Consider the following 11,719-nt stretch of genomic DNA (forward strand, 5'->3'; position numbering starts at 1 on the left):
AATTGTTTCTAACCATCTCACAATACTTAATATTTACTTTACTTTAAGAAGATTCCTGGCAAATTATACGTAACTTTACGGGATAGTGAGTCCGCCTGAAAGTCTTTGTCATGCTCACAGGTTTATTATTTTTTTCCATCCCGTATGGCTGTTTTGAGCTCTCAGGCAGATGGTGAATTATCGTTACGCATTGAGTGAGGGTATGCCATGTCAACGATCATTATGGATTTATGCAGCTACACCCGGCTAGGGTTAACCGGGTACCTGGCAAGCAGAGGGGTAAGAAAGAGAGACATCAACGATGCACACACCGTTGACGAACTCGCAGCCGCTTGTGACGAACTAAAACCAGGCGTGGTGTTTATTAATGAGGACTGTTTCATTCACGATCCAGCCAACAGTCAGCACATTAAGCAAATCATTAATCAGCATCCAAAAACCCTGTTTATTGTTTTTATGGCGATCGCGAATATCCATTTCGATGAGTATTTGTTGGTCCGTAAAAATTTATTGATCAGTTCTAAATCGATTAAACCCGAGTCGCTGGATGACATTCTGGGTGATTATTTGAATAAAGAAGTTAAAAATGTAGGAGCGGTTAACTTACCCACCCTATCATTAAGCAGGACTGAATCAAGTATGCTGCGAATGTGGATGGCGGGACAAGGAACTATTCAGATCTCTGACCAGATGAATATTAAAGCGAAAACCGTTTCGTCACACAAAGGAAATATTAAAAGGAAAATTAAAACGCATAATAAGCAAGTGATCTACCACGTGGTACGCCTGACCGATAATGTGACGAACGGGATTTTCGTCAACATGCGTTAGTCGCTTAAGACCTGTGCACCCTACCTTTGATCTCTGGCCTGGCCAGAGATTTTTGCTTCTGGAGAGGATGTCGGGCACGCGCTGTGCTACCCGACGCCGTGCTACTCCGCCTTCTCGACAAAAATACCGTCCGGATGCCCCAGTTCGTTAAAAAACCAGATGCCGAGCGGGTAGTCTTCAAGCGATACCAGGTACATTGTGCCTTCGCTAAACTCTTCAATTGCCAGCACCACACCCGGGCGGCGCGGCCCACCGTCCGTTTTAACGGTTACCCGATCGTTGACCTTCATACATTCCTCCTCTGGTTTTGAGCCAGTGTAGAACAAAACGCAAAAACGCACATCGCCGCCCGGCGTGATTGGCGTTTTTATACACAGTCTATACTTACCGTTGGACACGGCTGAAAGAGGAACCCCGTAATGAAGACCGATAAAGAGTACAGCGACACCATCAAGCGCGAAGTCGAGGTGGATGTCGATGCCCTGCTGGCCGCCATCAATGAGATCAGTGAGTCAGAAGTCCGCCGGTCGGACGACAATTCGGACCGCGTCATTGTCAACGGAAGGGATTATCACACCTATCGCGAGCTGGCGGAGGCCTTCGAGCTTGATATTCACGATTTTAGCGTGTCTGAAGCCAATCGGTAGGGCGAAAAAAATCCCGGCCATGGGGATGACCGGGATCAAAACTTGCTTATGCAAGAAGCACTTGAAAATTCGTTACACCAGGAAATCTGATGTACATGCCACACTATCCCCAACGAATTTGGCTGACAAGCATATATTCTTACGATGAATATAATATTTTTAACATAATGCTTTTTGTTATGAGCAATAACACACGCCGAATGCGGGTTTGCCAGGAGCATTCCTCTTTTCTCCGGTTTTCGCCTTCATTATTTTTTAGGAATTTTCTTAGAGCGAGACGCATCTGTTACCAGGAGTCGCTATGCCTTCACTGCGGGATACATTGCTGATTTTCTCTGACCTGGATGGTTCACTGCTGGATATTCACACCTATGAGTGGCAACCCGCCATGCCCTGGCTGGACAGGCTGCTGGATAATCAGGTTCCGGTTATTCTTTGCAGCAGCAAGACCGCGGCAGAGATGCTGGATCTACAGCTGGATCTGGGGCTGGAAGGCCTGCCTTTTATTGCCGAGAACGGCGCGGTGATTCAGCCTGACGTGCGCTGGGATAAGGTTCAGCGCCAGATCAGGGGGATGACGCACCGGGATATTCGCCCGCGAATCGAACAAATTCGCCTGCAGACGGGCTATAAATTCACCACTTTCGACGATGTGGATGAGCACGTTATCAGCGAGTGGACCGGACTGTCGCGCTACCGTTCGGCGCTTGCCCGCAAGCATGAAGCGTCCGTCACGCTCATCTGGCGCGATACCGACGAGAAACTGGTCCAGTTTGAAGAGGAGATAGCGAATGTCGGCCTGAAATGCCTGCAGGGCGCGCGCTTCTGGCATGTTCTGGACGCTCGCTGCGGCAAAGACGTTGCGGTGAACTGGCTGATTGAGCAATACCGCGAGCTGGAAGAGATTGAACCCACCACGCTGGGGCTCGGCGACGGTCCCAATGATGCGCCCCTGCTCGACAGCGTTGACTTCGCGGTGGTGATTAAGGGCATTAACCGCCAGGGCATCACGCTACGGGACGATAACCCCGCCCGGGTTTATCACACCCGGCAGCCCGGCCCGGCGGGCTGGCAGGAGGGGCTGGATCACTTCCTCTCTTAATCCCGCCAGACGACCCGGTTACGCCCGCTCTGTTTGGCCTGATACAGCCGGACGTCCGCCACGGACTGCAGCTGTTCAAACTCGTAGTTACCCGCTTCATCCGCGCTGCTGACCCCAAGCGACGCGCTGACGCGCAGGGTCGTGCTCTTCTTCACCAGGATCTCCTTACTGTTGATCCGGCAACGTATACGGTCCGCGACGCTTCTCGCCTCCTCCAGACCGATCCCCGGCAGGACGACGCAAAACTCTTCCCCGCCTACGCGCCCTGCCACATCATTCTTGCGTAACGCGCTGGCAATCACCCCTGCCGTGTGGGAGAGCACTTTATCCCCGGCCTGATGGCCGAAGCGGTCGTTGATATTTTTAAAATGGTCGAGATCGATCTGAATCACCGAGAACGGCAGCGACTGCTGGCGACAGGTTTCCGCCAGCAATTTTGCGCGGTCGAACAGCGCGCCGCGATTATTCAGCCGGGTAAGCGGATCATGCCAGGCCTGCCACTGGAGCGAGTGCTGGAGCGTGTACATGTTACTCACCATGCGGCGGATCACCAGCCACGAGATCAACAGCATGGCGGTAAAGAGCGCCCACATCAGCGCCAGCACGATACTGATGCTGCCGAAGTCGTCCTGTACCCCTTCGTGCAGGGTGTGGATCCGCAGGACAACGCCGTCGAAGTGATCGAGTCGTTCCCAGCTCACAAAACGGCTTCCGAGGCGGATCCCGCCGCCGGTGGCGTGCTCAATCGCCTGCGCAATCTGCGCCGTTTCGCGTTCGTTAAAATGGTTAACCGCGTTTTCCGTATGGGCAGAGGTGGCAATCATATTGAGCCGGGTATCGTACAGCTGATACTCCCCTTCCGTTCGGTCTTCCGTCGCATCGGCCAGCAGACGCTGCATGGTGCCCAACGTAAAATCCATCGCCACGACGCCATACCAGTAATGGTCGAAATAGATGGGGACGCTGGCGGTGATCATTCGTTCATCATTGGTCCAGGATGAGGGGGTGGAGATGAACCAGCGCACCGCGCGAGCGCGATTGTTCCGCTCTGACTGCTGGGTAAACCAGGACTGCGTGACAAGATGGTAATAGCGGGAGGTAATGTCGCCCGCCTGGTCCGGCGTATCGGTGGAAATGAAAAACCCGGCGCGGGAGACGTAGATCACGCGCGCTTCCGTTTGTGCTCTCGACGACGCCAGCCTGAGCAGATACCCCACTTCGAGCGTGGCAGAAATCTCGTGGCTGAGGCGTTCGGCGTCACGATTCAGAAACGTGGTTTTCTCGACGAAGGCATCCGAGACACCGTTAATGGGAAGGGTGCGTTTTTTATCAACGGCAAGCTGCCAGGTGGGGAGCATGCGGACTGAGCTAAAGCGTGACACCGCATTCTGGAGTACATCAAATGCCAGCGGCGTCTGGATCGCATCATGCATGCCCTGACGGAACAACAGCATCCTGTCGACGCTGTTCTGCAGCTGCCTGTCCAGCGAACTGGCGACCGTATCCAGATGGTTACGCTGGCTGGAGATGTACGCTTCTTCCAGTACCACCACTTCACGCCAGGTCAGTAGAGTCGAAAATACCAGAACAACCAGAAAACAGAGATTAACAATCAACCCCGGATTGCTACGCTTATGCAGCCATTGCAAAAAAGATTGTCTTACAACAAAGGTATCGCGCTGCACACACACTCCCTGATCGCTGCCTTACACCCGGTACTGGAGATAAAAACGCCCGGCAAAGCCGGGCGTTATGTGATTAAGCCTTGTCCCGCTGGTGCTGCCCGTCCCCCGGCTGAAGCTCATCTTCACGAAATGCTTCCCGCTTGATGCCATAGCCATCGTGCCACCGACATTCCACCATTCCGCTGGAATACCCGGTGACAATCATACGTGGGCCGCCCTTCTTAGGCTTAACTTCATCACTGACCAAAAAGACCATACCTGCCTCCTGTATCAGGGTGAAACTGTTTCAATTTAGACGAGGAATGGTCTTTTTGCATCCCATAACGGGTAACAATTAGTGCGACGTGCCGCGAATTTTTTCAACCAGCTTCACCGCCGCGACCACGATAGCGCCAATGATGAAGCCCAGCACCAGATTCAGCAGCGTGGGCAGAATCGCCGCGACAACGGCCCCCTGCGCCGAGGAAAAATGTTCGATCGCATGGTGCAGCGGCGCGATACCGTGCACCACGATCCCGCCGCCCACGAGGAACATCGCCAGCGTGCCCACCACCGACAAACTCTTCATCAGCCACGGAGCCAGCACCAGCAGGCTTTTGCCGATGCCTCTTGCCACCGCGCTCGATTTCTCCTCCAGCCAGTAGCCGATATCATCCAGCTTGACGATCAGTCCCACCAGGCCGTAGACGCCGACGGTGACCAGAATGGCGATACCGGAGAGGATCAGAACCTGATTCAGGAGCGGCGCGTCAGACACGATGCCCAGCGTAATGGCGACAATCTCTGCGGACAGGATAAAGTCGGTCCGAATAGCGCCTTTGACCTTATCGCGCTCGAAGGTTTTCGGATCCTGAGCGGCCAGCGCCTCAAGACGCTGCTGGCGCATCTCCGGCGTATCGCTCTGCTTGCGCGCGCTAAAGGAGTGCAGGACCTTCTCTACGCCCTCGAAGCAGAGAAACGCCCCGCCAATCATCAGCAGCGGCGTGATGGCCCAGGGAATAAACGCGCTGATCAGCAGCGCCAGCGGGACCAGAATCACCTTATTCAGGAAGGAGCCTTTTGCCACGCCCCACACCACCGGCAGTTCACGGTTAGCCCTTACCCCACTCACCTGCTGGGCGTTAAGCGATAAATCATCTCCCAGCACGCCTGCGGTTTTTTTCGCCGCCAGTTTCCCCATCACTGAAATGTCATCCAGTAAGGTGGCAATATCATCCAGCAATGTTAATAAGCTACTTCCTGCCAAAATCTTAATCCTTCATTTTTTGGTAATTAGGTGAATAGTATGGAGCAAAAGCGCAAACCCGGAAACACCCACCTCACGTCAACAAAAAATTCACATCTGCCACACAATTAAAGGGCTCGCCAGCGAGATAGTTTTCGCGTTTACTATCAGCGACCTTTTTATTTCGTCGTGAGGGATTATGCGTTTCCGGCAATTGCTACCGCTCATTGGGGCACTCTTTTCGCTGTACATCATCTGGGGCTCAACCTACTTTGTCATTCGCATCGGCGTGGAAAGCTGGCCGCCACTGATGATGGCGGGCATCCGCTTTCTCTCGGCTGGCGTGCTGCTGCTGGCCTTCCTGCTGCTGCGCGGGCACAAGCTTCCCCCGCTGCGCCCGATGCTGAATGCCGCCCTGATCGGCCTGCTGCTGCTGGCGGTGGGAAATGGGTTTGTAACGATTGCCGAGCACCAGAACGTACCGTCCGGGATCGCCGCCGTGGTCGTTGCCACCGTACCGCTGTTTACCCTCTGCTTTAGCCGCCTTTTTGGTATCCGCACCCGCAAGCTGGAATGGCTGGGGATTGGTATTGGCCTTGCCGGCATCATTCTGCTGAACAGCGGCGGTAACCTGAGCGGGAATCCGTGGGGCGCAATCATCATCCTGATTGGCTCGATGAGCTGGGCGTTTGGTTCCGTCTACGGTTCGCGTATCGAACTGCCGACCGGCATGATGGCGGGCGCGATTGAGATGCTCGCCGCCGGGATTGTACTGCTGCTCGCCTCCACGCTGACGGGAGAAAAGCTGACGACCCTGCCGCCGCTGTCGGGCTTTCTGGCGGTAGGCTACCTGGCGCTGTTTGGTTCCATCATCGCCATTAACGCCTATATGTTCCTGATCCGCAATGTCTCGCCGGCAGTTGCCACCAGCTATGCCTACGTCAACCCGGTCGTGGCCGTGCTGCTCGGGACGGGATTGGGGGGAGAAACGCTCTCTTCCGTTGAATGGCTGGCATTAGGGGTGATTGTTTTTGCCGTCGTGCTGGTCACCCTGGGCAAATATTTACTGCCCGCAAAACCGGTGGTCACGCCTTGCGAGGTGGAGAAACCGTAAGCAGGTGAATTCCCTGCGTGTCGATCTGCGCGGTCTGGCCGCCGCCGCAGATCCACTCTTCCAGCCGCTCGGTCAGATCGGTATCGTTCAGTTTTAATCTGCCTCTCAGCGCACACTCCCAGACGATCAGCACCCGCCAGCCCTGCGCAATCAGCGCGGTGAGATCCCGTCTGTCGCGCTCGACGTTCTTGCCAATTTTATCCAGCCAGAAATCGGTGCGCGTCGCGGGGACCTTAAACAGGTAGCAGTCATGGTGATGCCAGAAACAGCCGTGGGTAAAGATGATGCACTGCCAGGCGTCGATGACGAAATCCGGGCGACCCGCAAGCGCGGGATCCTGCACGCGGAAATCAAACCCCGCCTGCGTCAGCAGCCCGGCCAGGCGCTTTTCGATGGCGGTGTCACGCGTGCCGATGGCTCGCATATTTTTGCTGCGCGTGGCCTTATCGTGAACATCCGTCATTGACGGCCTCACCCTGACGGAGTGCCACCGCCTGTCTGATGCGCGAGGCCAGCAGTTTTGCCACGGCGGCGAACGCGGGAACCACCACCGAGTTACCAAACTGGCGGTACGCCTGGGTATCCGAAACCGGAATGCGGAAGCGGTAACCCTGCGGGGTCTCAAATCCCATCAACCGGGCGCATTCCCGCGGCGTTAAGCGTCGCGGCCGGTGACGCTGGTTGTGCGGATCGTCGAAATCTTTTTCACCCAGCGCCTTGTCCCAGCCTCTGTCGATCAGGATCTCTGCCCCATCCTTATAGTAGCGAGCGGACAACGTACGGGTCACGCTGTGCGGATCGTTGGGGTTTACCATCCCAAAACCGAAGCCGTTGCCCTTCGCCTGATGTTTCTTGGCATAGCGGTAGAGGTATTTCCACAGCACCGGGGTAAGGATAAATTTCGCGTCAACGACAGGTTCCAGCAGATCGGCAACGGTAGGACGACGCTCGGGATACAAAGACGGAATATCACGAAGGGTGAAATCCCCCTTGAGATTGAGGTCGCGGCGGAAACCCACCAGCACGATACGTTCGCGATGCTGGGGCAGAAAATGTTTCCCATCAATGATTTTAGGATCGTCCGCGCCCATGTCCTGCGAGTCGGCCACGTCATAACCCAGCTCATCCAGGGTCTGCATAATAATGCGGAAGGTTTTTCCGCCGTCGTGGCTCTTTAAATTTTTAACGTTTTCCAGCACAAAAATGGCCGGGCGACGGGCATCGATGATGCGCGCCACATCAAAAAACAGCGTTCCCTGGGTATCGCAGGCAAAGCCGTGGGCGCGTCCAAGGGCATTCTTTTTGGAGACACCGGCCAGCGAGAAGGGCTGACACGGGAAGCCGGCCAGCAGCACGTCATGCGCCGGGATCGTCTGGCGAATGTGCTCGGCGGCGTGTTCATCGCTCACGCCGCTTTTATGGCTCAGGGTGACATCGCGGATATCCGCGTTGAACTGGTGCTCGTGCGGATCGCAGTACCAGTTGGCCTTGTAGGTCCGGACGGCATGTTTGTTCCACTCGCTGGTAAACACGCACTGTCCGCCGATAGCTTCAAAACCGTGCCGGATGCCGCCGATACCGGCGAACAGATCGATAAAGCGGAAGGCGTAGTTCGGGTGCGCGGCAGGAGGACGCGGAAGCAGGTTTTGCAGATAACGAAACTCGCCTTCGCTCAAGCGACGCCCTGCGCGTTCGCTGGTCAGCAGACGCTTAAGGATCGCCGGGCTCCAGTGGCTCTCGCCGTGCGCCACCAGCAGATTGGCCAGCGTTTTAGCATCATAGATATCCAACAGCTGGCGCAGCAACGCCTGCACCGTTGCCGTTGATTTCTCAGCCTGCTCGGGCGCGGGCTCTGTCACTGATCGATTTTCCTGCATTCTTTTAACCGGAGAGTAAAGACTGGAAACAGATTACCACAGTTCAGTTGCGCAAACTGCGACGGAAGCGGCTCAACACCTGGCTATCCAGCCCGATGCAGTCGCCGTGTAATTCGGCACTGAGTTTCGCCATAAACTGGATCAGGAAATCGGCATTGTGACGTGCCAGCTCGCGGCCCATTTCCGTTTGCATTGTATCAGGCAATCGCAGCAGCTTGGTCTGAAAATGGTCGAGGGCAAACGCACGGTCATCAAGGATACGCGCATCGGCAAAGGGATCGTCTGCATCAAAAAGCGGCACGCCCAGCGCGCCCGAGACGGCAAAGACGCGCGCCAGGCCGATCGCGCCTAACGCTTCCAGCCGGTCTGCGTCCTGCACAATTTTGGCTTCCATGCTCTGTGGCGCAATCCCGGCGCTGAAGCTGTGCGCCTCAATCGCGTGCGCAACGGCGGCAGTATGCTCTGGCGGAAACTCAGGGAAGTCGCGGCGCAGAATGTCACACGTCCTGCGCGCTGCCATCTGGGATGACCGGCCGCGTTCGGGATGGTTTTTCGGCAGGCTGACAATATCGTGGAAATAGCATGCGGTCAGGATCACCAGCGGCTCCACCGCCTGATCAGCCATGATTTTTTGCGCCGTCATCCAGACCCGACGAAAATGCGAAATATCATGTGCGGTATCGTCGGTGCTGTGGTTTTCCTCAAGCCAGCGCTCAAATCGCTGCTGCCACCGGGCAAGTTCCATCGTCATATCCTGTTGTTTAAAAGTGCATGAATTATAACATAGACGAATTAAATCAATTTAAAAATAGAGCCACGAAATACTTAATAATAATTACACCGTATAAATTCAATGAATTAATTCAGCAGAAAAATAAAGAGATTAATAGAAATGTTTGGCAATATTTCATAGGATTTAATTACATTTATTTTTGAAACTAAATAACACTTCCTGGAATAGTATCAAGCCTGTAATTGCGGAGGGTGATTACATATATTCATATAAATTATGCTTGAAGGGAATATATAATGAAAAGAAAAGTTCTGGCAATTGTGGTACCCGCGTTATTAATGGCAGGCGCAGCCAATGCGGCTGAAATGTACAACAAAAACGGCAACAAAGTTGACCTGTACGGCAAAGTCGACGCGCGTCATACCTTCTCTGACAACCCTGGCGACGACGGCGACGAAACCTATGTGCAGATTGGTTTCAAAGGCGAAACCCAGATCGCTAACGATCTGATCGGTTACGGCCAGTGGGAATATAAAACCTTCGCTAATAATACCGAGGGCGCGGGTGACAAATCGTTTAACCGCCTGGCGTATGCTGGCCTGAAATATGGTGAATACGGTTCATTTGATTATGGCCGTAATTACGGCGTCGTGTACGACGTTGAAGCCTGGACCGATATGCTGCCTGTATTTGGCGGTGACTCTTACACCTGGACCGATAACTTTATGAACGGTCGTGCTAACGGTCTGGCAACCTATCGTAACCAGGATTTCTTCGGTCTGGCTGAGGGTCTGAATTTCGCGCTGCAGTATCAGGGTGCGAATGAAGGTCAGGATGCAACAGAAGGTCAGGAAGGCACGAAAAATGGCCATGACAATGTTCGTTTCCAGAACGGCGACGGCTTTGGTATGTCTACCACCTATGATTTTGACTTCGGTCTGAGCCTGGGTGCGGCATATTCATCTTCCGACCGCACGAACAAACAGGTTGCATACGGTGCAGGTAACTACAACCGCTACAGCCCGTATGCAGGTGGCGAACGCGCTGAAGCCTGGACCATTGGCGCAAAATATGATGCGCAGGGTGTTTACCTGGCCATGATGTATGCGGAAACCCGCAACATGACGCCATATGGTAATGTTGGCATCGCCAACCAGACTCAGAACTTTGAAGCCGTAGCGCAGTACCAGTTCGACTTCGGCCTGCGTCCGTCTCTGGCATGGGTTTACTCCAAAGGTAAAGACATTGGCGGCAATGATTACAACCCAGGTAATAGTTACGACTATGTTGATCAGGATCTGGTGAACTATATCGATCTCGGTATGACCTACAGCTTCAACAAAAACTTCTCGACTTACGTTGATTATAAAATCAACCTGCTGGACAGCGATGAAAGCTTCTACGAAGCCAATGGCATCTCAACTGATGACATCGTTGGGGTAGGCATGACCTACCAGTTCTAATTCCCCAAAATACCAAAGGCCGCAATTGCGGCCTTTTTACTATCTGAAGATCTTACGGCGCTTCCTGCAGCGCCACGCGAATAAACCCGTTATTTTGCGCCAGCAGCTCATGGGCTTTCCATGCATCCAGCCCTGTCAGCACCATCAATACCGCCGTTTTACAGTTATGGTTACAGCTCTCCAGCGCGGCTTTTGCCTCGGCCCGTGTGCATCCCCCCGCTTCCATCACAATGGCGATTTGCCGTTCAGCCCATTTGGTCGTGCTTGCCTCAAGATCCACGCGCAAGTTGCTGTAAACCCGTCCGGTTCGGACGGCCAGCCCGGTGGCAATCATCGAGAGGATCATTTTTTGCGCGATCCCCGCTTTGGTGTTGATATAGCCTGCGACGACGTCGGCCCCCAGCTCCGGAGCGATAACCATGCTCGCCAGCTGCGCGGCTTCGCTTTGCGCATCACCGGTAACAATAGCGACCGGTGAACCCAGCGACCACGCATGGCGCATTGCCCCCCAGACCCACGGCGTTTTTCCGCTGACGGTCACGGCCAGCATCATATCGTGTTCACCAAACTTGATGGCCTGCAGATCGGCAACGCCGCGCTCGTAGCTCCCTTCCCCTTCTTGTGCCGTAACGGCCATTACAGGGGTTTTGCCCGGCGCATATTCATCAGCAATCTGTTGCGCTACGCGCCCTGACGGCCCCGCGCCAACGACAATCAGGCGACCGCCGTGGCTGAGCGTCGCGGCGGCGTTGTCCACCACGCGGGCAATAATATTTAAACAGGGGGTAATCGCAGCAGAAATGAGTGCATCATCCTGGTGAATGACTTTCAGCATGTCCAGCGTGGACAATCTATCAATATTCATCGTGCTGGCGTGCCGTCTTTCCTTGACCGAACCGGTAAGCATAACGCTCATAAACAGCCTCCTTATTATGAGTACCCACACACTATAAAGTGTTTTATATAGATGACCTGCGAGGAGGGTCACGAAAAGAGGACCAAATCCACGCCTTTACATGGCTTTAAGAAAAGCGCGTCATCG

At 54.3% G+C, this 11,719-nt stretch carries 13 protein-coding genes; 5 read left to right on the forward strand and 8 right to left on the reverse strand.

Translation table 11 applies throughout. The annotated features are described in order from the left end of the window. The first annotated feature begins 207 nt into the window (after window positions 1-207). Complete coding sequence (rcsA, locus tag UR289_RS07535) at window positions 208-831, forward strand: transcriptional regulator RcsA (RefSeq protein ID WP_008500313.1); 624 nt, start codon at window positions 208-210, stop codon at window positions 829-831. A gap of 101 nt (window positions 832-932) precedes the next feature. On the opposite strand, the gene dsrB is transcribed toward rcsA, so the two are convergent. After that, on the reverse strand, window positions 933-1,121 hold the full coding sequence (gene dsrB, locus UR289_RS07540; protein WP_013097741.1) for a protein DsrB: 189 nt from the start codon (window positions 1,119-1,121) through the stop codon (window positions 933-935). Between the two features lie 129 nt (window positions 1,122-1,250). Between dsrB and yodD the strand changes: the two genes are divergently transcribed. Both yodD and UR289_RS07550 read left to right on the forward strand, forming a co-directional pair. Next, on the forward strand, window positions 1,251-1,478 hold the full coding sequence (yodD, locus tag UR289_RS07545; protein WP_008500310.1) for a YodD family peroxide/acid resistance protein: 228 nt from the start codon (window positions 1,251-1,253) through the stop codon (window positions 1,476-1,478). Between the two features lie 301 nt (window positions 1,479-1,779). Further along, entirely contained in the window at window positions 1,780-2,580 is an 801-nt protein-coding gene (locus UR289_RS07550; protein WP_320709605.1) for a mannosyl-3-phosphoglycerate phosphatase-related protein, read from the forward strand. Here the strand turns inward: UR289_RS07550 and dgcQ are convergent. The 3 genes from dgcQ to UR289_RS07565 all read right to left on the reverse strand — a co-directional run bounded on the left by dgcQ (window position 2,577) and on the right by UR289_RS07565 (window position 5,511). After that, entirely contained in the window at window positions 2,577-4,265 is a 1,689-nt protein-coding gene (gene dgcQ, locus UR289_RS07555; RefSeq protein ID WP_320709607.1) for a cellulose biosynthesis regulator diguanylate cyclase DgcQ, read from the reverse strand. The genes UR289_RS07550 and dgcQ overlap by 4 nt on opposite strands. Window positions 4,266-4,338: 73 nt before the next feature. Further along, window positions 4,339-4,521, reverse strand: a complete 183-nt coding sequence (locus UR289_RS07560) for a YodC family protein (RefSeq protein WP_023312315.1) — start codon at window positions 4,519-4,521, stop codon at window positions 4,339-4,341. A 78-nt stretch (window positions 4,522-4,599) separates the two neighbouring features. Further along, a complete protein-coding gene (locus tag UR289_RS07565; RefSeq protein WP_032658668.1) occupies window positions 4,600-5,511 on the reverse strand; it encodes a DUF808 domain-containing protein in 912 nt (303 codons plus the stop codon). A 178-nt stretch (window positions 5,512-5,689) separates the two neighbouring features. Between UR289_RS07565 and yedA the strand changes: the two genes are divergently transcribed. Beyond that, entirely contained in the window at window positions 5,690-6,604 is a 915-nt protein-coding gene (gene yedA / locus UR289_RS07570) for a drug/metabolite exporter YedA (protein ID WP_033145907.1), read from the forward strand. Here the strand turns inward: yedA and UR289_RS07575 are convergent. The 3 genes from UR289_RS07575 to UR289_RS07585 form a co-directional block, all read right to left on the reverse strand. Next, window positions 6,576-7,067 carry a very short patch repair endonuclease gene (locus tag UR289_RS07575; RefSeq protein WP_033145908.1) on the reverse strand — a complete coding sequence of 164 codons (492 nt, stop codon included), beginning with the start codon at window positions 7,065-7,067 and terminating at the stop codon, window positions 6,576-6,578. The genes yedA and UR289_RS07575 overlap by 29 nt on opposite strands. Next, complete coding sequence (locus UR289_RS07580) at window positions 7,048-8,463, reverse strand: DNA cytosine methyltransferase (RefSeq protein ID WP_039263788.1); 1,416 nt, start codon at window positions 8,461-8,463, stop codon at window positions 7,048-7,050. The genes UR289_RS07575 and UR289_RS07580 overlap by 20 nt, the downstream gene beginning before the upstream one ends. Window positions 8,464-8,524: 61 nt before the next feature. After that, window positions 8,525-9,226 (reverse strand): phosphohydrolase, encoded by a 702-nt coding sequence (locus UR289_RS07585; protein ID WP_167819443.1) that lies wholly within the window; start codon window positions 9,224-9,226, stop codon window positions 8,525-8,527. Window positions 9,227-9,510: 284 nt separating this feature from the next. On the opposite strand from UR289_RS07585, the gene ompC reads away from it, so the two are divergent. Continuing rightward, the gene (gene ompC, locus UR289_RS07590; RefSeq protein WP_320709610.1) at window positions 9,511-10,677 is read left to right on the forward strand and encodes a porin OmpC; all 1,167 of its coding nucleotides are present in this window, start codon (window positions 9,511-9,513) and stop codon (window positions 10,675-10,677) included. Window positions 10,678-10,729: 52 nt separating this feature from the next. Here ompC and UR289_RS07595 read toward each other — a convergent pair whose 3' ends face one another. Further along, window positions 10,730-11,593, reverse strand: coding sequence for an N-acetylmuramic acid 6-phosphate etherase (locus tag UR289_RS07595; RefSeq protein ID WP_033145912.1), 864 nt, complete (start codon window positions 11,591-11,593; stop codon window positions 10,730-10,732). Window positions 11,594-11,719 lie beyond the last annotated feature (126 nt).

It is taken from the genome of Enterobacter sp. 302C9 (genome assembly GCF_034106085.1).
GTDB classification, from domain to species: Bacteria; Pseudomonadota; Gammaproteobacteria; order Enterobacterales; family Enterobacteriaceae; genus Enterobacter; species Enterobacter asburiae_B.

Bases quoted from the DNA above. Each gene is read 5' to 3' on its own strand.
- rcsA (WP_008500313.1), top strand. From the start codon at position 208: ATGTCAACGATCATTATGGATTTATGCAGCTACACCCGGCTAGGGTTA.
- dsrB (WP_013097741.1), bottom strand. From the start codon at position 1,121: ATGAAGGTCAACGATCGGGTAACCGTTAAAACGGACGGTGGGCCGCGC.
- yodD (WP_008500310.1), top strand. From the start codon at position 1,251: ATGAAGACCGATAAAGAGTACAGCGACACCATCAAGCGCGAAGTCGAG.
- UR289_RS07550 (WP_320709605.1), top strand. From the start codon at position 1,780: ATGCCTTCACTGCGGGATACATTGCTGATTTTCTCTGACCTGGATGGT.
- UR289_RS07560 (WP_023312315.1), bottom strand. From the start codon at position 4,521: ATGGTCTTTTTGGTCAGTGATGAAGTTAAGCCTAAGAAGGGCGGCCCA.
- yedA (WP_033145907.1), top strand. From the start codon at position 5,690: ATGCGTTTCCGGCAATTGCTACCGCTCATTGGGGCACTCTTTTCGCTG.
- UR289_RS07575 (WP_033145908.1), bottom strand. From the start codon at position 7,067: ATGACGGATGTTCACGATAAGGCCACGCGCAGCAAAAATATGCGAGCC.
- UR289_RS07585 (WP_167819443.1), bottom strand. From the start codon at position 9,226: ATGGAACTTGCCCGGTGGCAGCAGCGATTTGAGCGCTGGCTTGAGGAA.
- ompC (WP_320709610.1), top strand. From the start codon at position 9,511: ATGAAAAGAAAAGTTCTGGCAATTGTGGTACCCGCGTTATTAATGGCA.
- UR289_RS07595 (WP_033145912.1), bottom strand. From the start codon at position 11,593: ATGAGCGTTATGCTTACCGGTTCGGTCAAGGAAAGACGGCACGCCAGC.